Origin of the sequence: Arthrobacter sp. MP_M4 (genome assembly GCF_035984855.1) — a bacterium.
GTDB lineage: Bacteria > Actinomycetota > Actinomycetes > Actinomycetales > Micrococcaceae > Arthrobacter.
This window is the reverse complement of record NZ_JAXCHX010000001.1, coordinates 43,328-66,627: the sequence shown is the minus strand read 5'-3', so window position 1 is coordinate 66,627 and position 23,300 is coordinate 43,328. Positions and strand designations below refer to the sequence as shown.

Annotated in this window: 24 protein-coding genes; 9 read left to right on the top strand and 15 right to left on the bottom strand. The window is 66.6% G+C overall.

Features of this window, described 5'->3' with window-relative positions; translation table 11 throughout:
- Window positions 1–135: 135 nt before the first annotated feature.
- Window positions 136–561: an Hsp20/alpha crystallin family protein gene (locus RCH15_RS00335; protein WP_326957697.1), complete on the bottom strand. Its 426-nt coding sequence runs from the start codon at window positions 559–561 to the stop codon at window positions 136–138.
- 169 nt (window positions 562–730) lie between these two features.
- Here RCH15_RS00335 and RCH15_RS00330 point away from each other — a divergent pair, with 169 nt between their 5' ends.
- Window positions 731–1,024: a MerR family transcriptional regulator gene (locus RCH15_RS00330; RefSeq protein WP_326956909.1), complete on the top strand. Its 294-nt coding sequence runs from the start codon at window positions 731–733 to the stop codon at window positions 1,022–1,024.
- Here RCH15_RS00330 and RCH15_RS00325 read toward each other — a convergent pair.
- A complete protein-coding gene (locus RCH15_RS00325; RefSeq protein ID WP_326956907.1) occupies window positions 1,021–1,341 on the bottom strand; it encodes an MmcQ/YjbR family DNA-binding protein in 321 nt (106 codons plus the stop codon). The genes RCH15_RS00330 and RCH15_RS00325 overlap by 4 nt on opposite strands.
- 53 nt (window positions 1,342–1,394) lie before the next feature.
- A complete protein-coding gene (locus tag RCH15_RS00320; RefSeq protein WP_326956905.1) occupies window positions 1,395–2,177 on the bottom strand; it encodes a phosphatase PAP2 family protein in 783 nt (260 codons plus the stop codon).
- A 223-nt stretch (window positions 2,178–2,400) separates the two neighbouring features.
- Here RCH15_RS00320 and RCH15_RS00315 point away from each other — a divergent pair, with 223 nt between their 5' ends.
- The 3 genes from RCH15_RS00315 to RCH15_RS00305 all read left to right on the top strand — a co-directional run bounded on the left by RCH15_RS00315 (window position 2,401) and on the right by RCH15_RS00305 (window position 5,480).
- The gene (locus RCH15_RS00315) at window positions 2,401–4,032 is read left to right on the top strand and encodes a purine-cytosine permease family protein (protein ID WP_326956902.1); all 1,632 of its coding nucleotides are present in this window, start codon (window positions 2,401–2,403) and stop codon (window positions 4,030–4,032) included.
- Window positions 4,029–5,183, top strand: coding sequence for a cyclase family protein (locus RCH15_RS00310; RefSeq protein WP_326956900.1), 1,155 nt, complete (start codon window positions 4,029–4,031; stop codon window positions 5,181–5,183). The genes RCH15_RS00315 and RCH15_RS00310 overlap by 4 nt, the downstream gene beginning before the upstream one ends.
- Window positions 5,184–5,270: 87 nt before the next feature.
- Window positions 5,271–5,480, top strand: a complete 210-nt coding sequence (locus tag RCH15_RS00305; RefSeq protein WP_326956898.1) for a hypothetical protein — start codon at window positions 5,271–5,273, stop codon at window positions 5,478–5,480.
- Between the two features lie 179 nt (window positions 5,481–5,659).
- On the opposite strand, the gene manD is transcribed toward RCH15_RS00305, so the two are convergent.
- The 7 genes from manD to RCH15_RS00270 form a co-directional block, all read right to left on the bottom strand.
- Window positions 5,660–6,889, bottom strand: a complete 1,230-nt coding sequence (gene manD, locus RCH15_RS00300; protein ID WP_326956896.1) for a D-mannonate dehydratase ManD — start codon at window positions 6,887–6,889, stop codon at window positions 5,660–5,662.
- A gap of 52 nt (window positions 6,890–6,941) precedes the next feature.
- On the bottom strand, window positions 6,942–7,910 hold the full coding sequence (locus RCH15_RS00295) for a sugar kinase (protein ID WP_326956894.1): 969 nt from the start codon (window positions 7,908–7,910) through the stop codon (window positions 6,942–6,944).
- Window positions 7,907–8,593, bottom strand: coding sequence for a bifunctional 4-hydroxy-2-oxoglutarate aldolase/2-dehydro-3-deoxy-phosphogluconate aldolase (locus RCH15_RS00290; RefSeq protein ID WP_326956893.1), 687 nt, complete (start codon window positions 8,591–8,593; stop codon window positions 7,907–7,909). The genes RCH15_RS00295 and RCH15_RS00290 overlap by 4 nt, the downstream gene beginning before the upstream one ends.
- Window positions 8,594–8,598: 5 nt before the next feature.
- On the bottom strand, window positions 8,599–9,747 hold the full coding sequence (dgoD, locus tag RCH15_RS00285) for a galactonate dehydratase (RefSeq protein WP_326956892.1): 1,149 nt from the start codon (window positions 9,745–9,747) through the stop codon (window positions 8,599–8,601).
- 7 nt (window positions 9,748–9,754) lie between these two features.
- The gene (locus tag RCH15_RS00280; protein WP_326956890.1) at window positions 9,755–10,636 is read right to left on the bottom strand and encodes a carbohydrate ABC transporter permease; all 882 of its coding nucleotides are present in this window, start codon (window positions 10,634–10,636) and stop codon (window positions 9,755–9,757) included.
- Window positions 10,633–11,601: a carbohydrate ABC transporter permease gene (locus RCH15_RS00275; protein ID WP_326956888.1), complete on the bottom strand. Its 969-nt coding sequence runs from the start codon at window positions 11,599–11,601 to the stop codon at window positions 10,633–10,635. Before RCH15_RS00275 ends, RCH15_RS00280 begins: the two co-directional genes overlap by 4 nt.
- A gap of 111 nt (window positions 11,602–11,712) precedes the next feature.
- Window positions 11,713–13,008: an ABC transporter substrate-binding protein gene (locus tag RCH15_RS00270; protein ID WP_326956886.1), complete on the bottom strand. Its 1,296-nt coding sequence runs from the start codon at window positions 13,006–13,008 to the stop codon at window positions 11,713–11,715.
- Window positions 13,009–13,148: 140 nt separating this feature from the next.
- On the opposite strand from RCH15_RS00270, the gene RCH15_RS00265 reads away from it, so the two are divergent.
- Window positions 13,149–13,895 (top strand): FadR/GntR family transcriptional regulator, encoded by a 747-nt coding sequence (locus RCH15_RS00265; protein WP_326956884.1) that lies wholly within the window; start codon window positions 13,149–13,151, stop codon window positions 13,893–13,895.
- Window positions 13,896–13,967: 72 nt separating this feature from the next.
- Here RCH15_RS00265 and RCH15_RS00260 read toward each other — a convergent pair whose 3' ends face one another.
- Together RCH15_RS00260 and RCH15_RS00255 are read right to left on the bottom strand one after the other, a co-directional pair.
- Window positions 13,968–14,999, bottom strand: coding sequence for an aldo/keto reductase (locus RCH15_RS00260; protein WP_326956882.1), 1,032 nt, complete (start codon window positions 14,997–14,999; stop codon window positions 13,968–13,970).
- Between the two features lie 11 nt (window positions 15,000–15,010).
- Window positions 15,011–15,883: an NAD-dependent epimerase/dehydratase family protein gene (locus RCH15_RS00255; RefSeq protein WP_326956880.1), complete on the bottom strand. Its 873-nt coding sequence runs from the start codon at window positions 15,881–15,883 to the stop codon at window positions 15,011–15,013.
- A 125-nt stretch (window positions 15,884–16,008) separates the two neighbouring features.
- Here RCH15_RS00255 and RCH15_RS00250 point away from each other — a divergent pair, with 125 nt between their 5' ends.
- From RCH15_RS00250 to RCH15_RS00240, 3 genes are read left to right on the top strand one after another with little or no spacing between them, the layout of a single operon-like run.
- Window positions 16,009–16,473, top strand: coding sequence for a universal stress protein (locus RCH15_RS00250; protein ID WP_326956878.1), 465 nt, complete (start codon window positions 16,009–16,011; stop codon window positions 16,471–16,473).
- On the top strand, window positions 16,470–17,333 hold the full coding sequence (locus RCH15_RS00245) for a hypothetical protein (RefSeq protein WP_326956876.1): 864 nt from the start codon (window positions 16,470–16,472) through the stop codon (window positions 17,331–17,333). Before RCH15_RS00250 ends, RCH15_RS00245 begins: the two co-directional genes overlap by 4 nt.
- Window positions 17,330–18,067: a hypothetical protein gene (locus RCH15_RS00240; protein ID WP_326956874.1), complete on the top strand. Its 738-nt coding sequence runs from the start codon at window positions 17,330–17,332 to the stop codon at window positions 18,065–18,067. The genes RCH15_RS00245 and RCH15_RS00240 overlap by 4 nt, the downstream gene beginning before the upstream one ends.
- Before the next feature lie 4 nt (window positions 18,068–18,071).
- Here the strand turns inward: RCH15_RS00240 and RCH15_RS00235 are convergent, their stop codons facing one another.
- The 3 genes from RCH15_RS00235 to mgtA form a co-directional block, all read right to left on the bottom strand.
- Window positions 18,072–18,485, bottom strand: coding sequence for a DUF302 domain-containing protein (locus RCH15_RS00235; protein ID WP_326956873.1), 414 nt, complete (start codon window positions 18,483–18,485; stop codon window positions 18,072–18,074).
- A gap of 4 nt (window positions 18,486–18,489) precedes the next feature.
- Window positions 18,490–19,842: a phosphoribosyltransferase gene (locus RCH15_RS00230; protein ID WP_326956871.1), complete on the bottom strand. Its 1,353-nt coding sequence runs from the start codon at window positions 19,840–19,842 to the stop codon at window positions 18,490–18,492.
- Window positions 19,843–19,941: 99 nt separating this feature from the next.
- Complete coding sequence (mgtA, locus tag RCH15_RS00225; protein WP_326956869.1) at window positions 19,942–22,665, bottom strand: magnesium-translocating P-type ATPase; 2,724 nt, start codon at window positions 22,663–22,665, stop codon at window positions 19,942–19,944.
- A gap of 25 nt (window positions 22,666–22,690) precedes the next feature.
- On the opposite strand from mgtA, the gene RCH15_RS00220 reads away from it, so the two are divergent.
- Window positions 22,691–23,287, top strand: coding sequence for an ANTAR domain-containing protein (locus tag RCH15_RS00220; RefSeq protein WP_326956867.1), 597 nt, complete (start codon window positions 22,691–22,693; stop codon window positions 23,285–23,287).
- Window positions 23,288–23,300: the final 13 nt, after the last annotated feature.

Below are 23,300 nucleotides of genomic sequence, written 5' to 3'. Positions count from 1 at the left end.
GCACCGGGATCGGCGCCGGGACCAGTGCCGCAGCGGGCCACGCTCCTACCGCATCGGTGTTACCCGCAGGAGCGGTGAATTTCCCGGCGGTAGCGCACCGGGATCTCCCGGCTGTCAGTACCGGCCCTCCCCCAGTTACTTCCCGATCTCCTGCAGGGTGTCCTTCGGATGCGTGATTTCAATTTTGCGCGGCTTGGCCCGCTCCTGCACCGGAATGCGAAGTGTCAGCACGCCATCGGCATACTGCGCCTTGACCTTCTCGGTGTCCAGCGTGTCACCCAGGATCAGTTGGCGGCTAAAGACCCCGCGCGGCCGCTCGGCGGCGATCAGCTCCACGGTGGGCTGGGTCGGGTCCCGCCGTTCAGCCCGGACCGTCAGGACGTTGCGTTCGATGTCGAGGTCCACCGAGTCAACGTTGACGCCGGGAAGATCGAAGGCAACGACGAATTCGCCCTCCTCCTGCCAGGCATCCATCGGCATGGCCGCGGGCCGTGCCGCCGTTCCGAGGACCTGCTGGGTCAACCGGTCCAGATCACGGAAAGGGTCTGTACGCATCAACATCATTTCCCACTCCTTCAGGTGAGAGCTCTTGGTTTTCCTGTATCCAGCCAACCCATATCTGTGTCGGTGGATATAGATTTTTTATAGCACCGGTGAAACACTGATGCAAGCGGAAACCCGGTAACGGCGCCACACTGGAACCGGACGCCCGACAACCGTAAGGAGCACCGTGACGGAACGTAGCGGGGAACTGGGTCTCTACGCCATATCCGTGGTGGCCCAGCTGGTGGGGACCGGCCAACAGAACATCAGGCTCTACGAGCGGAAAGGCTTGCTGACCCCGGACCGCACCGCCGGCGGAACACGGCAGTACAGCGACGCCGATCTGGCCGTGCTGCGGCGGATCAGTGAACTGCTGGAAGAGGGACTCAACCTGGCCGGTGTGGCCCGGGTCCTTGAGCTGGAGGCGGTAAACGCCGGGCTGCGGATGGAACTGGACCGCCTCCGCTCCCGCCGGCCCTAGAGCGGCCCACCAGGCTGCCGTCCTCCGGCGAGGCGGTGGGATTCCGTCAGGAGTTCCCTCAATTCCTCGGCATCGACCCGGACCAGCCGCACCAGCACAAGCTGTGGCGATCTTTCGTGGTGCGGGGTCCAGAAGTAGGTCTCCGGCTCCGTTCCGGCAAGGGCCTCGCGCTCCCCCGTCTTGACCGTCAGCACACCCTCGTCCCAGATCCGCGCCATAAGCGTTGCCGCGAACCAGGCCGGGTGTCCCCAGCTGGACCGTTCCACCACGCCCGGCAGCGCGAGGGCCGCCCGGCGGACATCCTCCTCGGTAACCATGGCCCCACTGTGGCACCGGTTCCCGGGACCGGACAAGAGGCGGCTCAGTGCACCTAGGGCTGGCCGGCGTCTGACTTGGAGAGCGTTCCGGTGATCTGTTCACCGCTGATACGGGCAGTACGCCAGGTGTCCAGGGCAATCACCGCTCCGAGGATCACCAACGAAATGGACAGGGAGGCCAGCGCGTCAGTCAGCCAGTGGTAGCCCAGGTACAACCGGCTGACCGCAGCGAAGAAGATCCCAACGCCGGCCAGGACAAAGCCCGCCACGGCGGACGCGCGGTCGCGCCGCCGGGATACGATCAGGAAAGCGCTGACCAGCAGAAAGTCGCAGGCGCCCAGGACATGCCCGGACGGGAACGAGAACGTGAAGTCGGCGCCGAAGAGCATGAGGTCCACGGGAGGACGCTGGCGCCCGATGGTGCGCCCGATGAGCTGGGCAAGGATGACGCCGGTGAGCATAGCCCCGGCGAGGAGCATGGGCCGCCAGGCATGCTTGGCCAGCAGGCCCCAAGCCACTGTCACCACCAGGACGATGACGGGCAGCGCCACCGGACCGAAGATAATCGCCAGGATGATCATGATGGTGGTCAGTGGTTCGGAGCGGAGAGTCAGAAGCCAGGTGCGGACCGGCTGGTCGCCTTCCGCGAGGCCGCCGTGCTGGAGGACACCGGCGAGGATTAAGGTGAACAGCGCGGCGCCCACGATCGTAAGGCCGACGGCGGTCCGGTACAGATTTCTCCGGTCCCGCGCACTCATGTAGCGTTCCTCCACCACAAATTTGTCGTGGAAGACCCGCCACCGGCCGGGCGTTTTTCCGGTCTTGTCTTCTGCCATTCCTGCGTCCGCCTCTGCACCGCGTGTGGATATTTCTTGGTGAAGAATATCCCGCTTCCGTCCGCTGCGGATGCCGGGGTGCCCGGATCTTCCGTGGCGGATATCCCGGCCGCACTGTGAGCCGCTTCACAAAGCCTGCTCCGACCTGTAGCCTTTCAGTCAACTTGTGATGCTTGCTAAGCAACTCGCACTGACTGAATGAACAGCTGGATGGAGAACCACCATGCCCGAGGCACAGCACGCCGCTGCCCCCGCGAACCGCAAGCGGGGCAAGGTCACCGAAGTGGAGACCTTCGGCATCGAACGGATTCCGGAGAAGGACCGGAATGCGAGCCCGTTTGACCTCTTCAGGGTCTCGTTCGGAGGCGCCAACACCTTCGCCACCGCGTTCCTGGGCGCATTTCCCATCCTTTTCGGGCTGTCCTTCTGGCAGGGTCTCGCCGCGACGGTGACGGGACTGGTGGTGGGCGCCCTCCTGCTCGCACCCATGGCCGTGTTCGGCCCCACCAAGGGGACCAACAACGCCGTGTCCTCGTCCGCCCATCTTGGCGTGCACGGCCGGGTGGTCGGGTCGTTCCTGTCGCTCCTGACGGCCACTGCCTTCTTCTCCATCTCGGTCTGGAGTTCCGGTGACGCCCTGGTGGGCGGCCTGAACCGGCTGGTGGGCCTGCCGCAGGACATGGGCTCGTTCGCGGTCGCTTACGGGGTCTTCGGCGTCCTGGTGCTTGCCGTCTGCGTTTACGGCTTCAAGTTCATGCTGCTCGTGAACAAGATCGCCGTCACCGCCGCCACGCTGCTCTTCGTGGTGGGCTACATCGCCTTCGCCGGCGACTTCAACCTGAACTTCGAGGGGGCCTTCGGCACGGGCTTCGACGGCATCGGCATCGCCGGCTTCATCCCTGCCTTTATCGGCGCGGCGTTGATCGTCATGTCCAACCCGATCTCCTTCGGAGCTTTCCTGGGCGACTGGGCACGCTACATCCCCACCGCCACACCCATGCGCCGCGTGATGGGGGCTGCCCTCCTGGCGCAGCTGGCCACACTGGTGCCGTTTGTCTTCGGACTCGCAACGGCATCGATCATCGCCACCAAGGCTCCGGAGTTCATGGATCCGGCCGCACCCAACTACGTCGGCGGACTGCTGGCGGTATCGCCGGCCTGGTACTTCGTGCCGCTCTGCGCCATCGCCCTGATCGGCGGGATGTCCACCGGAGCCACGTCCCTCTACGGCACGGGCCTGGACTTCAGCAGCGTTTTCCCGCGGTTCAACCGCGTGCAGGCCACCCTTTTTATCGGCATCCTGGCCATCATCTTCATTTTCGTGGGCCGTTTCGCCTTCAACCTGGTGCAGAGCATTTCCACCTTCGCCACCCTGATCGTCACGTGCACCGCCCCATGGATGGTGGTCATGATCATCGGCTTCATCACCCGGCGGGGCTGGTATGACGCCGACGCCCTCCAGGTCTTCAACCGCCGCCAGACGGGTGGCCGGTACTGGTTCAACCACGGCTGGAATCCCCGCGGAATGCTCGCGTGGCTGGTCAGCGCCGCAGCGGGCCTGAGCATGGTCAACATGCCCGGACAGTTTGAAGGCCCGCTTGGCAACCTGGCCGGCGGCGTCGACGTCAGCCTGCCGGCGTCCCTGGTGTTGGCCGCCGTCCTCTACCTCGGCATGCTCTGGTTCTTCCCGGAACCGCGCGCAGTGTTTCCCGCTGCCGGGCCCCGCTGGGTCCCCTCGAAAGACACAGCGGTGACTCCGGTCCTCGACGCCGCCGGGAACGTTGTCCCGGCCGACGGCGCCGCCGGCTCCAATTCCCGCGAGGACCGCGCCGCTGAACTGGTGGCCGGGCCGTGACGTGGTTGGACCTTAGCGTCCCGCTCCGGACCGGAATGCCCATCTACCCCGGTGACCCGGAGGTCAGGATTGAGCCCGCCCTGACCGTCGGGGCAGACGGCGCCAACGTACTCTCGCTCGCCATCGGGACGCATTCAGGAACCCACGCCGACGCGCCGCTGCACGTCAACGACAGCTGGGCATCGCTCACCGATCTGCCCCTGTCGCTGTACAGCGGCACCGCCGAACTGGTGGACGTGCGCGACGTCGGACGTGGCCACCCCATCACCGCGGCGCACCTCGCAGGAATCGCTCCGGCCGGACACGGGGAACACGGCAACGGAAACCCGGAGCGGCTCCTCCTGCTCCGGACCGGGTTCGCCGACGCCTGGGGAACGGACGAATACTTGCGGCATCCGTGGCTCGACGCCGCCGCCGCACAACTGATCGTCGACCGCGGTTACCGCACCGTGGGCCTCGACGCCTTGAGCGTCGATCCCAGCCCGCACGGTGGCCCGGACGCTTCCGCGACAGGTCACGGTTTCCCGGCCCACGACATCCTGGCCGGCAACGGCTGCGTCATCGTGGAGAACCTCACCGGGCTCGGCCTGGTCCAGAGCACCCTGGATTCCGGTTCCGGCGTCGAAGTCTTCCTTTTTCCCCTTAACATCCCGGGTGCCGACGGCGCACCCATCCGCGCCGTGGCGCGCCCACTGCCGGAGCAGCCGGCACCGGGGAGGCCCGGAGCCCGCAACGGGGAGGCTGTTTGCGGCCGTGAGCTTGGCCGTGCGGAGATTCAGGAGGCCGCCGACCGTCTGGTCGCAGCGTTCGGGGCCTGCGACACGGAGGCCTACTTCGAATCCTTCAGTCCTGATGCGACGTTCATCTTCCATCCGGAGGAAAAGAATCCGGCCTCCAGGGCCGAGTACCGGAGCCTCTGGGAGGACTGGCTGGAGTCGGGCTGGAGGGTGCTGGAGTGCCGCAGCAGCGAGCAGAACATCCAGCTCCTGGGCACTACCGCCATCTTTTCCCATCGGGTCGCCACGACCGTGCAGACGGACCGGGCGGGCGGGCGCCAGGAGAGCGATGAACGGGAGACCATTGTCTTCCACCGCGGGCAGGACGGCAGCGTGCGCTGCGTCCACGAACACCTGTCGCTTTTCCCCGGTTAGGCCATTTGACGGACACATAAGTATGACGTTATGGTCACTTCGATCATTGGGGCCGAGAAGTGAAACCCAAAAAAAAGGAACAGAGCCATGACCACAGCAACTGAGCGCATCGAGATCCAGGTCGACAACCGCAGGGTCCTCGACGAGCGGCTCGACGACGCCGTGCGCGGACTCCAGCAGATTGCCATGGCCACCGGCACGCACGGCATCCTGATCACCCGGAACAAGCCGGGCCACTACACGGCAGCGCTGTCCGACCAGGTACCCTTCGGCATGACCCGGGAAGTTCTTATCTGACGCCGGCTACCCACCGCAGTCGCCAGTTACCCCTTCGTGACGCATGCGCAGCAGGTCCCGGGCGGAGAAACCCGCCCGGGACCTTTCTGCTGACCGGCGGGGTGCCCGGCCCGACCAGGGCGGAACGGTCACCAATCGTGCCCGGTCGACCAGGCGTGAACGGTCACCAATCGTGACGGTCACCAGTCGTGCACCGTCCCGTCGACCAGGCGGTTGTAGGGCAGGTAGGCCTGCTGGTAGGGGTAGGCCGCGGCGGCGGCCTCGTTGAATTCGACACCAATGCCGGGGGTTTCGCCCGGATGCAGGTAGCCGTCGACGAACGTCATGGACTGCTCAAAGACCTCATTGGTCGCATCCGAGTGCTGCATGTATTCCTGGATGCCGTAATTGTGGATGGCCAGGCCCACGTGCAGCTGCGCGGCGAAGCCCACCGGGGAGATGTCTGTGGGGCCGTGGAAGCCGGATTTAATCTGGTACTGCGCCGCGAAGTCCATCACCTTTTTCAACGGCGAGATTCCGCCAAAGTGTGTGGACGCTGCCCGGACGTAATCAATCAGTTGTTCCTTGATGAGGCTCTGGAAGTCATAGACGGTGTTGAAGATTTCACCGATCGCCAGCGGGGTGGTGGTGTGCTGGCGGACCAGACGCAGTGCTTCCTGGTTCTCCGACGGAGTGCAGTCCTCAAGCCAGAACAGGTCATATGGTTCCAGCGCCTTGCCCAGCTTCGCGGCCTGGATCGGAGTCATCCTGTGGTGTCCGTCGTGCAGCAGCGGCAGCTCCGGGCCGAACTCGTTCCGCACGGCTTCGAACACCGTCGGCAGGTGCCGCAGGTAGGCCCGGGTGTCCCAGTCCTCCTCCAGCGGGAACGTTCCCCGGCCGGCCGGTTCGTAGTCGTAGCGCTCCCCCGAGGCCTGCGCCTGGGCGGCGACGCCGTACACGGCCTTGATGCCGGGGACCGCGGTCTGGATCCGGATCGACTTGTAACCAAGCTCCAGGTGCTCGCGGACTGAATCGAACAGCGACTCCAGATCCGCGCCGGATGCGTGGCCGTAGGCGCGCAGCCCGTTCCGGGACGCACCGCCGAGGAGCTGGTAGACGGGCATCCCGGCCACCTTGCCTTTGATGTCCCACAACGCCATGTCCACGGCCGCGATCGCGGCCATCGTGACCGGGCCCCGGCGCCAGTAAGAGGACCGGTAGAGGAACTGCCAGGTGTCCTCTATCCGATGCGGATCCTTGCCGACCAGCAGCTGCGCGACATGTTCCTTGAGGTACGCGGCGACCGCGAGTTCGCGGCCGTTGAGGGTGGCGTCCCCGATGCCGGTCACCCCGTCGTCCGTGGTAATCCGCAATGTCACGAAGTTACGGGACGGGCTGGTCACAAACACTTCTGCGGCAATGATGTTCACTGGTGGTCCGTGCTTTCTGGGTGGGTCTGAGGGGAGGTGGAGGCGGCGTGTTTCAGCGTTGCGTGGTTCCGCCGGGGGTGGTCCCGAGCAGGGCGAGCTCACGGCGGCGGGGCAGGCCCTCCCAGTCGCCGGCCGTGCTGACCGCAAAAGCTCCGGCGAGGGCGCCGCGGTGCAGCCGGCCGGCCACGTCCTCCCCGTCGAGGAGGGCAGAGAGGTAGCCGGCGGTGAAGGCGTCGCCGGCGCCCACGGTGTCGATGCTGGTGACGGGCACGGCGGGCGTTTCCCACCGGCCGCCGGCGGTGTGCACCCCGGCGCCGGCGGCGCCGCGCTTGACCACGACTTCGCGGACTCCGCGGCCCAGCAGTTCGGCGGCCATGGCCGTTTCGGCGTCTCCGCCCGTTCCCGCGCAGGTGCCGCCGGGGGCGACCAGCCCGAGTTCGTCGTCGGAGGCGACCAGGATGCTGGCATGTCGGGCCAGCGGACCGAGGACGGCGCGTGCTTCGTCCCGGGACCAAAGCTTGCTGCGGTAGTTGACGTCGAGGGAGACCTCCAGGCCTTCGCCGGCGGCGCGGGCGGCCGCGTACTCGACGGCCCGCCGCGCGTCCTGGCCGAGGGCTGCGGTGATCCCGGTGAGGTGGAGGACCTTGGCGCCGTTCCGGAAGGCCGCATCGACGTCGTCCCGGCTGAGCGTGGACCCAGCAGACCCTGCACGGTAGTAGAAGGCCCGGCTGACATCGGCGGTGCGCTGTTCGAGGAACATCACTCCGGTGCTGCGGTCTGCGTCCTCGCGGTGGTGTATCCGGATGCCCTCGCTGCGCAGTTGCCGCAGGATGAATTCGCCGTGCGGGTCGGCGCCCAATACGCCGGCCCAGGCCACGCTGTGCCCGAGCCGGGCGACGCCGACGGCGACGTTGGACTCCGCCCCAGCCACGTGCATGCCCAGGCTGCCTCCGGCGGACAGCGGCCCGGTGGAGCGCAGCGAGACCATGGATTCGCCCAGGGTAAGCAGGTCGACGCTCACCTCGGGTGCCCTGCGGCCGGCCGCCGGCCGAAGTCCGCGGCCAGTCCCACGAACGCGCGGGCCCGTTCACGGACAGGGGCGAGATCACCACCAGAGCCGGCGTCGCCGAACAGCGGCCCGCCGAGGCCGACAGCGACGGCACCGGCTTCCCAGTACCCCGTCGCCTCATCCAACCCGACTCCGCCGACGGCAATGAACGGGATGCCGGGGAAGGGATCGCGGAGCGCCTTGAGGTAACCCGGACCGCCGATGGAGGCGGGGAAGAGCTTGACCGCGGTGGCGCCCCGGTTCATCGCCTCATAGGCCTCGCTTGGAGTCAGGGCACCGGCGAGGGCGGGAATGCCGAGGCGGGCAGCTTCCTGGATGGAGCTGGCCAGCGACGGCGTCACGATGAACTGTCCGCCGGCTGCGGTGACGTGGTCCACGTCCTGCTCGGTCAGCACCGTTCCCGCGCCGACAAAGGAACCGGCCGGCGCGGCGGCGCGGACGGCGTGGATGGCCTCCAGCGCGCCGGGGGTGGTCAGGGCGATTTCGACGTAGCGGAAGCCTTCCTCCATCGCCGTGAGGGCCGCCTTCGCTGCTGCTCCGCCGTCGGCGCCGCGCACAATGGCGACCAGCCGGGCTTCCCGGATACCGGCCAGCAGGGTTTCCGGCGTCAGGTCATTGCTGGGATTCTCGGTCATCTGATTCACCATTCTGCGAAGGCTCCGTCGGGGTGGCGCCAGACGGGACCCCGCCAGGCGTGGCCGCGTTTGTCCGCGGCGCGGACCACGGCCTCGTCAATCTCGATGCCGAGGCCCGGGCCGGTCAGGCGTTCGATGTGCCCGTCCACGAATGCCAGCGGGGACTTATCCACCACGTAGTCCAGGACCTCGGCGCCCTGGTTGTAGTGGATGCCGATGCTTTGTTCCTGGATCAGGAAGTTGGGCGTGGCAAACCCCACTTGCAGGCACGCGGCCAAGGCCAGCGGGCCGAGCGGGCAATGTGGCGCCAGCTGGACTTCGTAAATTTCAGCGAGCGAGGCGATCTTGCGGACCTCGGTGATGCCGCCGGCATGCGAGAGGTCCGGCTGGGCGACGGCGATGCCCGCCTGCAGCGCGGGAAGAAATTCCTGCCGGCTGTAAAGCCGCTCGCCGGTGGAGACCGGCGTTGTGGTGGAGGACGTGAACTCGCGCAGCAGATGGGTGTTTTCCGGGACCACGGGTTCTTCCAGGAAGAACGGCCGGTACGGTTCCAGCAGTGGCGCCACCCGGCGGGCGTTGGCCAGGCTGAAGCGGCCGTGGAAGTCCACCGCGACGTCGCGGTGGTCCCCGAGCACCTCGCGGGCGGCGGCGACGCGGCGGACGACGCCGTCGAGCTCCGCTACCGAGGCGATGGGACTCATCCGGCCGCTGGCGTTCATCTTGACGGCGGTGAGCCCCACCTCCAGCTGCGCGCTGATTTGGTCGGCCACCTCGTTGGGCTCATCGCCGCCTACCCAGCCGTACATCCGGATCCGGTCCCGGACGTGGCCACCCAGGAGCTGGTGCACGGGTGTGTTGAAGTGCTTGCCGGCAATGTCCCAGAGGGCCTGGTCCAGACCGGACACGGCGCTGGCCAGGATGGGGCCGCCGCGGTAGAACGATCCCTTGGTCATCACCTGCCAGTGGTCCTCGATCCGCAGCGCATCGTTGCCGATGAGGAGCTCGGCGAGCTGGTGGACGGCGGTGCGGACCGTTTCGCTGCGGCCCTCGCAGCTGGCCTCGCCCCAGCCGACGATCCCGCTGTCGGTTTCGATCCGGACGAACAGCCAACGCGGTGCGACGAGGAAGGTTTCAATCCTGCTGATGCGTGTCATCGCTCGCCTAGCCCTTGGTCGCACCGGCGGTCATGCCGGAGACGATGTACTTCTGCGTGAAGAGCGCAATGATCATGATCGGGATGGTAACCACCGTGGCGGCCGCCATCAGCCCGCCCCAGTCGATGCTGGCGTAGGAGACGAAGTCGAAGATCGCGACCGGCAGGGTCTTGGTCTTGGAGCCGGAGAGCACCAGGGCGAACATGAAGTTGTTCCACGAGAAGATGAAGGACAGGATGGCGGCGGTGGCGATGCCGCCGATGGAGAGCGGCAGGGTGATGCGGCGGAAGGCACCGATCGGGGTGAGCCCGTCCACCTGGGCGGATTCCTCGAGCTCCAGCGGCATCGAATCGAAGTAGCTCATCATGATGTAGACGATCAGCGGGAGCGCAACGAACATGTGGCTGAGGATCAGCACCTCGAAGCCGCCGACCATCCGCAGGTTGGAGAACACGTAGTACCAGGGCACCAGCAGGGAGACGCCGGGAATGACGCGCGCCATCAGGACCACGAGGGCCGAGCGGTGCATCGTGAAGCGGCTCATCGCGTAGGCCGCAGGGACGCCCAGGACCAGGGACAGCACCGTGGAGACAAAGGCTACCCAGAAGCTGTTGAAGATAAAGATGAAGTAGTTGTTGCGCTGCAGCACATTCGCGTAGTTCTCGGCGGTGGGGGTGAAGAGCAGCGCCTTGCCCGTGTCGTAGATGTCCACGTTCGTCTTGAAGGAGGCCAGCAGCATCCAGATCAGCGGGGCGATCAGGAACAGCACCACGGCGATCAGGGCTACGACGCGGAAGACCTTGTACGCGCGGGTGGCCAGCGGCTTCCGGCGGCGGGCCGGCGCGGGCCGGGCGGCGGTGACGGTTTGGGCCTCGGTCTGGACGGTCATTTGCTTACCGCTTTCTTGCGCATGGTCAGCAGCCACATGGAGCCGACGATGATCATAAAGAACAGGATCAACACCGCGGAGGACAGCCCGTACTGGTTGTAGTCAAAGCTCAGGCCGTAGGCGTACACGTTGAGGGTTTCCACCTCGTGGAAGGAACCGCCGCCCTTGCCCTTCGTGGCGTAGAGGATGTCGAAGGTTTTCAGGGCGTCGATGCCCCGGAGCAGGATGGCCACAATGACGGTCGGCATCATTAGCGGCAGCGTGATGTAGAAGAAGCGCTGGAAGGAGTTGGCGCCATCCATCCTGGCGGCCTCATCGGGCTCCTCGGACAACGAGGTCAGGCCGGCCAGCAGAATCAGCACCACCATGGGCGTCCACTGCCACACGTCCATGAAGATGGTGGTGCCCAGGGCGGTGTCCTGGCCGGAGAGCCACGGCTGCGGCGGAATGCCGATCATGCCGAGGAGCTGGTTGGCGAAACCGATGTTCGGATCGAAGATCAGCCGCCACATCATGCCGACGGCCACGGGGGTGGCGACAAGCGGCAGGAGGATGGCCACACGGACCCATTTTTCACCGCGGAACGGGCGCCACAGCAGCAGGGCTATGCACATGCCCAGCACCACCTCGCACACCAGGGCGACACCGGTGAAAGTCAGCGTACGTCCGACGGCGGGCCAGAACCGCTCCGCATCGGCGAGGACCGTGAGGTAGTTCTGCAGGCCGACGAACTCGGACGCGGCCCGTACTGAGCCCTGCGAATCGGTCAGACTCAGATAAAGGGTCCAGGCGAGCGGGAAGATGATGAGGACACCGACGAAAATCATCGCGGGGGCGGCGAACAGCCACTTGCGGTGCCGGTTCGCCCAGGCGGAGAAGTTCTCACGGGCTCCGGACCCGGCGCCGGCATTCCGGCCGGACGGGGACCCGGGCTGCGCGCTGCGGGGTGGGGTCAATACAGACATGGTTCACCTAAGGAGTCGGGGGTGAAGTGACGAGCTGGCCCGGCGGGGCGGCGGTGGGGCCGCCGCCCTGCCGGGCGGTGGTGCGGGCGGCGCGGACTGCGCCGGGGCAAGCTACTTCTTTTCGCTGTCCAGGAACTTCTGGAATGCCTCGTTGGCCGTGTCAGCGGCGGCGCCGGAGTCGGCGCCGGTGATGGTATCAACGATCGGGCCGCCGACGATTTCGCGGGCCTTGCCCACCGTGACAACCTCGGGACGGTCATGGCCGACGCCGTTCTTGGCGCTGGCGGCGATGGCCTCGGCGAGGTCCTTCGGGTACGTGGACGTTCCAGCGGGGTCGGCCCAGATCGAAGCGCGGGGCCCGGGGACGCCGGCCTTCTGCGCCGCCAGGGTGCGTTCCTTGCTGGTGGCCCACTGGATGAACTTCCAGGCGTTGTCCTGGTTGCTTGAAGCCTGGTTGACAGCAAGTCCCCAGGAGGGGATGTTGTACGGCTTGGAACCGGCCGGGCCGGCAGGCAGGGCCGCGAACCCGACAGTATCGGCAACCTTGGACTTGGCCGGGTCGGTGGCGTTCTTGTAGAGCGAATCGGCCTCGGTGTAAAAGGCAGCCTTGCCCTGGGTGAAGATTGCCATCGCCTCAGGCCAGCTCATGTCGGTGCTGACGTTGGCCGGACCGTAGTTCCTGATCAGGCCGCCGTAGTAGGCATAGGCTTCCTTGGCGGCGTCGGAATTGACGGCGGCTTTGCCGCTGTCATCGGTCCAGTCACCACCGAAGCTGTACAGGAAGCTGGAGAACTGGGTGACCGCAGCGGACTTTCCCGTGCGCGCCACGAAGCCGGCGGTGTCAGGTGCGGACGCCTTGATGGCCTTGGCGGCGGCTTCGAGCTCGTCCATGGTCTTGGGAACCTCAAGGCCCGCAGCCTTCAGCAGGTCCTTGCGGTAGTAGAGCACCTCGCGTTCGGTGATGATCGGCACGCCTACGACCTTGCCGTCCACCGTGCTGGCCTTGACCGGGCCCTCCTGGTAATCCTTCCAGTCCCAGCCGGAGTCGGCGGAGACCTTGGACGTCAGGTCCGCGAGGTAACCGTTCTTCGCGAACGCCTTGCCTTCCTGCAGCGGGCGGTACATCATGACGTCGATCTCGTCGCTGCCGGCGTTGAGCTTGACGTTGTACTGGTCCGAGAGCTGGTCTTCGCCAAGCTGCGTCAGTTCGACCTTGAGGCCGCTGGACTTCTCGAATTCCGGAATGGCGGCCTTGATGCCTTCGGTCCAGACATGGTTCGCGAGGGTGACCCGGACGGTGCCGGCGGCTTTGGCATCGCTGCTGCCGCCGCCTCCGCCACAAGCGGTCAGGCCCAACGACAGGGCCGCGGCGACAGCCGCGTACTGCAGGATCGAACGTCGCTTCATTACGACTCCCTTGGTTCAGTCAGGGCTGGCGTCACTGTCCAGCCGGCTGCAAATGCATCTTTACATCTGCTCTGCAAGCGATCTTAGAGAAATAAAGCAGACTTAAACAACCCCTTGCGGCCCACCCGTATGATTTATTTATGAAAACCCCCAAGGCGGAGTCCACCGGCGACCTGCATGCAGCGCTGGTTCAGAAGCTGGGACTCGCCATCGCCGAGGGGACCCTGGCGCCGCACTCGATCCTGCGCCTCGACGAGTTGGAGGCGCAGTACAGCGTGTCCCGGTCGGTGGTCCGGGAGGCCACCCGCGTGCTGTCCTCCAAAGGGATGCTGGAATCCCGGCGCAGGCTGGGTACGGTGGTGCAGCCGGAGGACTCCTGGAACGCCTACGACCCGCAGGTCATCCGCTGGCGCCTTGCGTCCTCCAGAAGGCTTGAGCAATTGCAGGCGCTCAATGAACTCCGCGGTGCGATAGAGCCTCAGGCCGCCCGGTTGGCCGCGGGCCGCGCATCCTGGGACGCCGGCAGCGATTTGGTCTCCCAGGCCGCCCGGCTGTGGGCAGCGGGCCAGCGCGGGGACCAGGACGAATTTCTCCGGCTCGACATCGACTTCCACGCCGCCGTACTGCAAGCCTCCGGGAATGCGATGTTTTCACAGCTGCACAACCTGGTGACAGAGGTCCTGACCGGCCGCACCGAGCACGGCCTGATGCCGCACCTGCCCCACCATGAGGCGCTGCAGCTGCACGTCGAGGTGGCCAGCGCCATCCAGCGCGGCGAAGCAAACGCGGCACACGCGGCGATGAGCAGGATCGTGGAGCAGTCCAGCGAGGAGATGGGACACATCTGGTCCAGCCATCAGCAGCCGGCCGCCGGAGCCAGCACCTGAAACCACAACGCGGGGTCACGTCGCGCCCATCAGAGGCAGCCGGATGGACGCGACGTGCCCCGTGCTGCGCTTTTAGCGGCCGCCGGTAATCTTGCGGCTCCGCTGTTCCTGGGCCATTGGACCGTACGGATAGACGCCGACGCGCGGGAGACTCACCTCCGTGAGCCGCCTCTGCTCCCCCTCCGTCAGGGCGAGGTCAGCGGCCGCGAGGTTGTCGGCGAGTTGCTCCGTGCTGCGCACGCCAAGGATCACCGAGGTCACGGCCGGCTGCTCCGCCAGCCAGGCCAGGGCCACCTGGGCGGCGCTGGCCTGGTGCCGTGCGGCGATGTCGTGCACCGCCTCCACGATCTCCCACGTGCGCGGATCCGCGTTCCTGGCCTTCCACGCCTCCATGCCCCGCTCGGGATTCTCCCCCAGGCGGGTGGCTCCGGTCGGCGGCTGGTCCCGCTTGTATTTCCCCGAGAGCCAGCCCCCGCCCAGGGGCGACCACGGCAGCAGGCCGATCCCGGCGTCGAGCGAGGCCGGCACGATTTCCGACTCAATCTCGCGGACGAGCAGACTGTACTGCGGCTGCAGCGTCACCGGGGCGCTCCAGCCGTGGGAGCGGGCCAGATGGACAGCCTTCGTCAGCTGCCAGCCCAGGAAGTTGGAGAAGCCGTAGTAGGCGATCTTCCCGCTGCTCACGGCGTCGTGAAGAAACCGCAGGGACTCCTCCAGGGGCGTGACAGGGTCCCAGGCGTGCAGCTGGTAGAGGTCGATTTGCTCCACGCCGAGGCGGCGCAGCGAGTCATCCAGCGCGCGGTTCAGGTGCCGTCGGGACGTGCCGACGTCGTTCGGTCCCGGGCCCATCGGGAAGCGGCCCTTGGTGGCGAGCACCACGCGGTCCCGTGCCTCCGGGCGCGCGGCGAGCCAGCGGCCGATGATCTCCTCCGAGACGCCCGCGGAGTAGACGTCTGCGGTATCGATGAAGTTGCCGCCCGCCGCCACGTACGCGTCCAGGATCGCGTGGGACTGTTCCTCGGTGGCCTCGGCGCCGAAGGTCATGGTGCCCAGCGCGTAATTGCTAACGACGGCGCCGCTGGCGCCCAGGGTGCGGTGTCTCATGGAACTCCTGTTCAGTCTTCGGTGGAGGTGGTGCGCAACGGGTGGTAGTTCCGCCAGCTGTGCTCCGGCGCGTAGCCCAGCAGGCGTTTGGCCTTGTCGATCGAGAGCAGCGTTTCGTGCTCGCCGAGCTCCTTGACCACCTTGACGTTGGGGAACACCTCGGCGGCGAGGCCAGCGCTGGAACGGCTCATCACCGTGTCCGCGTTGGCGATGATGAACGCCTCGAACCCCGGCGCACCGTGTTCGAGGGCACGGGCCACAGCCTGGGCACCGTCGCGGCCGTCAATGTAGCCCCAGAGGTTCCACTTGCGCAGCTTCGCATCGGCGTCGAAGCCGGGGAACTCCTCATAGTCCTCCGGATCCATCACGTTGGAAAAACGCAGCCCTGTGATGCTGAGCTGCGGATCCCACCGGGTCAGCTGGATGGCCATTTGTTCTTCCAGGTGCTTGACCAGGGAATAGGTGCTTTCCGGCCGGGCAGGATATTCCTCATCCACCGGGATGTAGGGAGGGTCGACGTCGAACGGCAGTCCCAGCACCGTCTCGCTGGAGGCGTAGACAATCTTCTGGATTCCGGCCCGGCGGGCCGCCTGGAACACGTTGTAGGTGGCCAGCATGTTGTTCTCGAAGGTCGCAGCGTCCGGTGCATGGCCGGGGGCCGGAATCGCAGCGAGGTGGACCACCGCGTCGAACCCGGCATGCCGGTCTTCCAGTCCCAGGAAGACATCCAGCACCTGACCGTAGTTGCGCAGGTCTACTTCCGTGAAACCGTGGCCGCGGATTCCGGTACGGTCCAGATTGGTGACCTCGTGGCCGTCTTCGTCCAACCGTCGCACGACGCTTCGGCCGAGCTTTCCACTTCCTCCGGTTACAGCAACTCTCATTGGTACTCCTCGCGTAGTGGTGCGGTGTGGCACTTGTTCCACCCTAAAGGGGCCCGGCGGCCGTGCACACCCCCGGGTGACTTTTGGCCCTAGGCGCGCCAGCGTCCAGCGGGCAGGCTGGGCCCATGAAAGCTGATCAGCGGATAGTCGTGGGCTTGGACGGTTCGGATTTCTCGACGACGGCACTCCGGCTCGCCGGGCGCCTGGCCCGGGGCCTCGACGCACCCCTGGAGCTGGTCACCTGCCTGGGCACCTCTGATCTTTTCCTCGCCTCCCATTTGCCCGAGGACAGCTCCCCCACCACAACCCAGCTCGAAGAGACGGCGAAACGGCTGGTGAGCGAGTCCTTGGAACGTGCCTTCGGCGACTCCGTTCCGGAGGGCTTGACCCGGACCGTGAAGTTCGGGGCCCCGGCCAAAGTCCTCGTGGAGGAGAGCCGGAACGCCCAGCTGCTAGTGGTGGGCCGCCGCGGCCGGGGCGGTTTCCTCGCCCAGGTGATGGGATCCGTCAGTGGAGCCTGCGTGGCTCATGCGCATTGCCCGGTGCTGGTGGTCGGCGAGCAAGCAGGCACGCCCGGGTCAGGAACATGATCCGTAGCCCATTGCCGGTGCGGGCGCTCTGGATAGCCACCGGTGTCCTGACCCTCCCTGCTGCGTTGTCCGGCCTGCTGTTGCCGGAGATCTACCGGGGTGTCGTCGCCGTGGACCTGCTGCCCGGCGCGGTATCCCAGGACCTGATGTCGGCTGTTGCCGGCGTTGCCCTCTTGTGCCTGGCGGTGACCGTCCGGCGGGGGCAGCCCAAAACGCACGTGGTGGCCTTAGGAATTATGGGTTATCTGTTCTACGCCTACGGCATCTACTCCATGGAGCGGACCTACAACGGCTTCTACCTCGTTTATCTGGCAATCTTTGCGTTGTCCTTCTGGGCCATGCTCTACACGGCGTTGGACCTCCGGGCCGAGGGCCCGAAGCGCGCCCAGCTGCCCAAAGGTGTGCGGATCCTGTCCGCCACCGGCGCGCTCCTGCAGCCGGCCATCTTCTATCCGCTGTGGATCAGCATGCTGCTGCCGCTGATGCGGACCGGTGATCAGATCGATTCGCTGTACTCCGTTTTCATCCTTGATCTGTGTTTCATCATGCCGGCGTTCCTCATCCTTGCTGTCCTGACGTTCCGCGGCCGCTGGCCGGGACTGGTGTTAATGCCCGCCTTGTATCTGCTGGGCTTCACGTTGATTTTCTCCCTGGTCCTGGGGGAATTGTTTAAGCCGTTCTTCAACATCCCCGTATCGGCGGTGTCCCTCTGGTCCTCGGTCCTGCTGTCCGCCTTCTTCCTGGTCCTGGGTGGGCTGCACCTGGGGCGACTCGAGTTGCACCCCGAAGGCGCTATCGCCCCGGTCTCAAAGTCCGTGGGCGGACCCCGTCGTCCGCAAGATTCCGGGAGGCACCGGTGAAATCACCGAAAACCACCATCTCCGCAGGCCTCGCACTGATGGCGGCCGGTGTCCTGCTGTTACTGGACCTGCTCGGAGTCCTCGACAGTGCCGCCCTGGTGTGGCCGCTGATATTCGCTGCAGCCGGGACTGCCTTCATCATTGTGTTCTTCCGCGGCCGGGACAACTGGTGGGCTGCGATCCCCGGCTCCGTCTTCCTGGGCCTCGCGGCGGTCATCCTGATTGCCCTGCTCTGGCCGGCCGCGGCGGCCGACTGGGCCGGCGCTTTTCTGTTTCTCTTCATGGGTGCGGGCTTCGGCGCGGTCTACGTCCGCGAGCGCTCCAACTGGTGGGCACTGATCCCCTGCGGCGTGATGTTGACTCTTTCGGTGGTGGTGGCCCTCCCGCAGAACTGGGAAGGCATGCCGGTTGCCGCAGTCCTCTTCCTGGGCCTGGCCGCCACGTTCGCGGCGCTCTCCCTCGTTCCCGTCCGGCCGGGTCCCCGCCCCGGACCGGAACAGCAGAACCTCCTGCCCGACCAGTCCGCGGCGACGGAATCAACCAGAATGAAGTGGCCGCTGATCCCGGCATCGGTCCTGGCCATGATGGGGCTGCTTTTCGCCCTGCAGGCTTCGGCGCTGATCACTGCGAGCGAATTCTTCGTTCCGGCGCTCCTGGTGCTCGCCGGGGCAGCATTGCTCATTTACGCGTACCGCCACCGCACCGGCGGACACCGGAGGGTGCACGGGGTCTGACTGGTCAGCGGACCCCCGAAAGGTCGGCAATGACCGCGCGCAACCGGGTGCCGGCGTCCTCCGCCACCTCCCGGACCACGGCGGTGTCGCTGAACTGCACCATGGTTTGCGGATCGATGGCGTGGACCGTCGTTTCGCTGGCGCCGGTGCCGCGCCGGACCACCACGTTGCAGGGCAGGAGTGCCCCCATTTCCGGTTCGGCCGCCAATGCCCGGCTGGCCAGCATCGGGTTGCAGGCCCCGAGAATGACGTAGTCGCCCAAGGCTTCCGCAGCGTCTTCGCCGAGTTTGGCGGCGAAGGTGGCGCGCACGTCGATTTCCGAGAGGATCCCGAATCCCTGGGCGGCAAGTGCGGCCCGGGCCTTGTCCAGAGCGTCTTTCCAACTCAGCGGGACGGCTGCCGTATAGGTGTAGCCCATGGAGTTACTCCTTGTTGCTGGTTTTGGCGTGCAGAAGGTAGTCGACGAACCAGTCCCGGGCAAGAATGGCAGCCGCGGCCAGCGTCCCGGGTTCTTCGAACAGGTGCGTGGCGCCCTGGACGACGGCCAGCTGATTGGGGCAGCGCAGCACCGACTTCGCCTTGCGGTTGAGCTCCAGCACGTCGTGGTCGTAACTTCCCACAATGAGAAGGGTGGGAGCCCTGACGGAGGAGAGCCGGGGACCGGCCAGATCGGGGCGGCCGCCGCGGGAGACGACGGCGTCAACTCTGGCGGTTGGTTCGGAGGCGGCCCAAAGCGCGGCACCGGCTCCCGTGCTGGCCCCGAAGTAGCCCACTGCGCAGCGTGCCGTGTCCGGCCGGGCAGCGAGCCAGCCAGTGGCCGAGGACAGCCTGCGGGCCAGCAGCTCAATGTCAAAGACATTCGCGCGGTTGCGCTCCTCCACCGGCGTCAGCAGGTCCAGCAGCAGCGTACCGAGCCCGGCCTGCTGCAGCACGCCTGCCACGTACCGGTTTCTCGGGCTGTGCCGGCTGCTGCCGCTGCCATGCGCAAACAGCACCACGGCCCGGGCCGGGGCCGCAAGGTGCAACTGGCCCCGAAGACGAACCCCGCGCGTCGGAATCTCCACCTCCTCGTCGAACTCCGCAGCGCCCCGGGTACCGGCCGCGGCGGCCTTCCGGGATGCCACCGGCGAACTCTGCAGCCGCTTGGCCGCAGTGTCGAGAAGCCGGACTACCTCGTCATCTTCCGTCGGAGCGAAGTCTCGGTAGTGATACCCGACGGCGGTGAACGGGTCCGGGGTGGCGAGGCAGACAATCTCATCCGGACCGCTCAGGCGCTTGAGGGTGTCGGCGGGGGCGACCGGGACGGCGAGGATCACCCGCGCCGCGCCGAGTTTCCTGGCGACCCTGCAGGCTACCCTGGCCGTGGATCCGGTGGCGATCCCGTCATCGATGATGACGGCGATACGCCCGGTCAGGTCCTGCCGCGAGCGGCCCTTCCGGAACCGGGCCACCCTGGATTCCAGTACCGCCCGTTCGCGGTCTTCGACGGCCTGCAGCTCCGCCTCGCTGATTCCCGCGCGGGCCAGCACCTGTTCTTCAAGCACCCGGGCGCCGCCCTCACCGACCGCTCCCATGGCGAGCTCGGGCTGGTAGGGAAGGCCCAGCTTCCGAACTACGATCACGTCCAGGGGCGCATCGAGGGCCGCAGCGACTTCGGAGGCGACCGGGACTCCGCCGCGGGGCAGTCCCAGGACCACGATGTCCTGGCCCCGCAGGCCCGCGAGCCGCCGGCCGAGTTGCCGGCCGGCGTCGACCCTGTCTTCGAAGATGCTCATGACAATGGCTTTCCATTCGGGGCGTCGGCCGCGTCACATCCAGCCATGCGCTCCGCAGGCTGGGAAATTGACCAGGTGGCCGCTCCCTCCCACTATCTGTCAGGAGCCCCGGGGATGTGAGGGCCTTTGTGCCCGGATTCGGCCGTGCCGCCCCGGGCCCCGGTTGAGGAGGAGAGGGCTGGACCTCGCCGTGCTGAAACGTGCTGCCCGGCGCGCGATGGTGTGCGTCTTACCGCGGCGCCGTACTCCTGCGATCCGGGGCGAAACGGGCTGCTGCGCGGCGCGGGCGTAAAACCAGAGTTTCGCCAGTTCAACGAGCACCAGGTACACCGCGGCCATCCCCAGCAGGGCGAGGAAGAACGGGACAGGCAGGGGATCAAAGCCCAGCACACCGGCCAACGGCGAAAGCGGAAGGTAGACGCCCAAGGCCACAACGCCGAGGGAGGCGCCCACCAGGCCGGGCGAGGGCCTGCTGCGGAAGAAAGGCACCCGTCGGGTCCGGATCACGAAGATGATGAGCGTCTGCGTGACGATGGACTCGATGAACCAGCCGGCCCGGAACTCACCCGGCACGGCGTCGAAAACGAACAACATCAGGGCGAACGTGGCGAAGTCGAACAGCGAGCTGATTGGACCGAACAGGAACATGAAACGCCGGATGAAGCTGATGTCCCAGTGCGAGGGTGCCAGGAGCTGTTCCTTGTCCACCCGGTCCCCCGGGATGGCGAGCTGGCCGGCGTCGTACAACAGGTTGTTGAGCAGGATTTGCCCGGGCAGCATCGGCAGGAAGCTCAGCACCACGGAGGCAGTGGCAGCGCTGAACATGTTGCCGAAGTTGCTGGAGGTTCCCATCAGCACGTATTTGATGGTGTTCGCGAAGATCCGCCGGCCCTCCATCACCCCTTCCGCCAGGACGCCTAGGTCCTTGTCCAGCAGCACGACGTCGGCGGCATCCTTGGCGACGTCGGTGGCGCTGTCGACGGAGATGCCGATGTCCGCCGCATGCAGCGCCAGTGCGTCGTTGACGCCGTCGCCCATAAAGCCGACCGACCCCCCGCTCAGCCGCAGGAGCCGAATGATCCTTGCTTTCTGTTCCGGCGATACACGGGCGAAGATGCTGGCCTCGCGGGCCGCGGCAGCCAGTTCCGGATCTGACATGGCCTCGACCGCGGCGCCGGTGAGTGTTCCGCCGGAAAGCACCCCGAGTTCGTCGCAGACTTTTTCCGCCACCTTGGCGTTGTCACCGGTAGCAATCTTGACCGTGATGCCCAGCTCCCCCAGCCGGTCCAGGGACACCCGGGCATTGGCCTTGGGCCGGTCCAGGAAGATGAGGAAACCGGCCAGGACCAGATCCTTTTCGTCGGCGGGACTGATCGCGGCCAGGCCATCGGCTGCCCGGGCGGCGACGGCAACCACCCGGGATCCGGCGTCGAACTGTTCATCCAGCATGGCCTGCACGCCGGGCGGTGTGCCGATGCAAAGGGCCAGGACGTCCTCGGGCGCCCCTTTCGTGATGATCCGGGCCGCCGCTCCCTTTTCGCTGACCAGCACGCTGGTCCGCCGCCGCAGGTGGTCAAAGTCGATGACGTCGAGGCGCTCATACCGGGCGGGCGCGAAAGCGGCCGCGCCGGTAGACGCCCACAACGCCGCGTCGAGCGGGTTCAGACCCACCGGCGACCCCTGCGATTGGGCGTAGTCAGCTTCTGTGGCGAGGAGCCCCAGGGTCAGCAGCTCCCCGGCGGAAGCGCCGGGGCCGGCAGGCAGGGCCGCAGTGAAACTGATCCGCCCCTCTGTCAACGTTCCGGTCTTGTCAGTCACCAGGATGTCCATGTCACCGAGGTCCTCAATGCAGACCAGGCGTTTGACCAGGACCTTGCGCTTGGCCAGCTGCCGGGTTCCCGTGGCCAGGCTCGTGCTGACGATGGCGGGCAGCAGCTGCGGCGTGATCCCGACGGCGATCGCAAGGGAGAACAGCAGGGACTCGATGATGGGCCGCTGCAGCAGCAGATTGGCGATGAAGATCAGGGACGTGAGGCCCACCGCCACCTGCAGCAGCAGGTACGAGAAGCGTTGCAGGCCAAGCTGGAATTCGGTCTGGGGCTGGCGCTCGCCCAGGCCCAGGGCGATCCGACCAAATTCGGCCCGTCCGCCGGTGGAAACCACCACGCCGGTGCAGCTTCCGGCCTGGATGACGGTGCCCATGAACAGACAGGACGCCAGATCCCCCAGCGCCGCCGCGCCGGGTACCCGGGCGGGATCCTTGCTGACCGGCATGGATTCCCCGGTCAAAATGCTCTCATCACAGAGCAGGTCCTTCGCGCTCAGCAGCCGCATGTCAGCCGGGATGACCGCGCCGATGGCCAGGTGCACGACGTCGCCGGGAACCAGGGAGGTGACGTCCACTTCCTCGGGTGTTCCGTCGCGCACCACGACGGCGCGGTGGGTTACGCGGGAGTGCAGCGCTTCCGCGGCGCGTTCGGCACGGAATTCGTTGCTGAACCCGAGGCCGACGCTGACCAGCAGGATCACGCCGATCACGATCGAATTCGTCGCGTCGCCCAGAAACAGCGAAAGTCCGGCCGTGATGAGGAGCAGAATCAGGATGGGGCTGCGCAGTTGCCGGCCAAGAACGGACCATCCGCTGGCCTGGTGGGTACGAACCGCGTTGGGCCCCAGCTCCTCGAGGCGCCGGGCGGCCTCGGCGCTGTTGAGGCCGTCCGTGCTCACTCCGAGCCGTTCGAGCACCTCCTCCGCCGGCCGGTGCGCGGCGTCGGTGATCGCGAGAGGCTGGGAGGCCGGTTCCCTGGTCTCGAGCTGTGGCATGGAGTTTCCGTTCAAGCGTCGGGTTATGTCCAAGGGTACGTCCACAGCCGGACCGCCGGACGGTTTCCCGCCCGCGCCTGTCAAGGGTGGGGCGGGTGAGGAACGCGGGAGCCTGCTGTATATAGTCTTCCGGTACCGTTTTGCAGCAAGCTCCGACGTCGAGGATTTCCTCCGCGAATTGGCACGGGTTTCCGCCAGCAGCCTCTCCGAGCCCGGCGATGACATCCTCTGCGGCATCACACTCTTCCGGCACCGGAAGGGCGCGACGGTGGCCAGCAGCAACGCAGCTGCCCAGGCCATGGACGAAATCCGGTACACCTATGGCGACGGCCCGTGCGTAACAGCGTCCCGGGAACAGGAGACCGTCCACATCCGCGATCCGGCGGTACGTTTTGCGCACATAAGTGACACGGCGGCGAACCTCAAAGCGACTCTGGAGACACGAACCGGCATTGACGTGGCGGTCGGCATCATTATGGACCAAAACCGTTGCAGCCAGGCCGAGGCCTTCCAACTCCTCAAGGCCGCTTCCAGCGCGCGGAGCATCAAGGTGCATTTGGTGGCGGCAGGGGTGGTCGAATCGCTCGGCAAGGGCCCGGCGAGGACTCACTTCGACGCCTAGGTTCGGGACGATC

Coding starts and splice junctions, on each gene's coding strand:
- RCH15_RS00335 (WP_326957697.1), bottom strand. CDS start 561: ATGTTGATGCGTACAGACCCTTTCCGTGATCTGGACCGGTTGACCCAG.
- RCH15_RS00325 (WP_326956907.1), bottom strand. CDS start 1,341: ATGGTTACCGAGGAGGATGTCCGCCGGGCGGCCCTCGCGCTGCCGGGC.
- RCH15_RS00320 (WP_326956905.1), bottom strand. CDS start 2,177: ATGGCAGAAGACAAGACCGGAAAAACGCCCGGCCGGTGGCGGGTCTTC.
- RCH15_RS00315 (WP_326956902.1), top strand. CDS start 2,401: ATGCCCGAGGCACAGCACGCCGCTGCCCCCGCGAACCGCAAGCGGGGC.
- RCH15_RS00305 (WP_326956898.1), top strand. CDS start 5,271: ATGACCACAGCAACTGAGCGCATCGAGATCCAGGTCGACAACCGCAGG.
- RCH15_RS00290 (WP_326956893.1), bottom strand. CDS start 8,593: ATGACCGAGAATCCCAGCAATGACCTGACGCCGGAAACCCTGCTGGCC.
- dgoD (WP_326956892.1), bottom strand. CDS start 9,747: ATGACACGCATCAGCAGGATTGAAACCTTCCTCGTCGCACCGCGTTGG.
- RCH15_RS00280 (WP_326956890.1), bottom strand. CDS start 10,636: ATGACCGTCCAGACCGAGGCCCAAACCGTCACCGCCGCCCGGCCCGCG.
- RCH15_RS00275 (WP_326956888.1), bottom strand. CDS start 11,601: ATGTCTGTATTGACCCCACCCCGCAGCGCGCAGCCCGGGTCCCCGTCC.
- RCH15_RS00270 (WP_326956886.1), bottom strand. CDS start 13,008: ATGAAGCGACGTTCGATCCTGCAGTACGCGGCTGTCGCCGCGGCCCTG.
- RCH15_RS00265 (WP_326956884.1), top strand. CDS start 13,149: ATGAAAACCCCCAAGGCGGAGTCCACCGGCGACCTGCATGCAGCGCTG.
- RCH15_RS00260 (WP_326956882.1), bottom strand. CDS start 14,999: ATGAGACACCGCACCCTGGGCGCCAGCGGCGCCGTCGTTAGCAATTAC.
- RCH15_RS00255 (WP_326956880.1), bottom strand. CDS start 15,883: ATGAGAGTTGCTGTAACCGGAGGAAGTGGAAAGCTCGGCCGAAGCGTC.
- RCH15_RS00250 (WP_326956878.1), top strand. CDS start 16,009: ATGAAAGCTGATCAGCGGATAGTCGTGGGCTTGGACGGTTCGGATTTC.
- RCH15_RS00245 (WP_326956876.1), top strand. CDS start 16,470: ATGATCCGTAGCCCATTGCCGGTGCGGGCGCTCTGGATAGCCACCGGT.
- RCH15_RS00235 (WP_326956873.1), bottom strand. CDS start 18,485: ATGGGCTACACCTATACGGCAGCCGTCCCGCTGAGTTGGAAAGACGCT.
- RCH15_RS00230 (WP_326956871.1), bottom strand. CDS start 19,842: ATGAGCATCTTCGAAGACAGGGTCGACGCCGGCCGGCAACTCGGCCGG.
- mgtA (WP_326956869.1), bottom strand. CDS start 22,665: ATGCCACAGCTCGAGACCAGGGAACCGGCCTCCCAGCCTCTCGCGATC.
- RCH15_RS00220 (WP_326956867.1), top strand. CDS start 22,691: ATGTCCAAGGGTACGTCCACAGCCGGACCGCCGGACGGTTTCCCGCCC.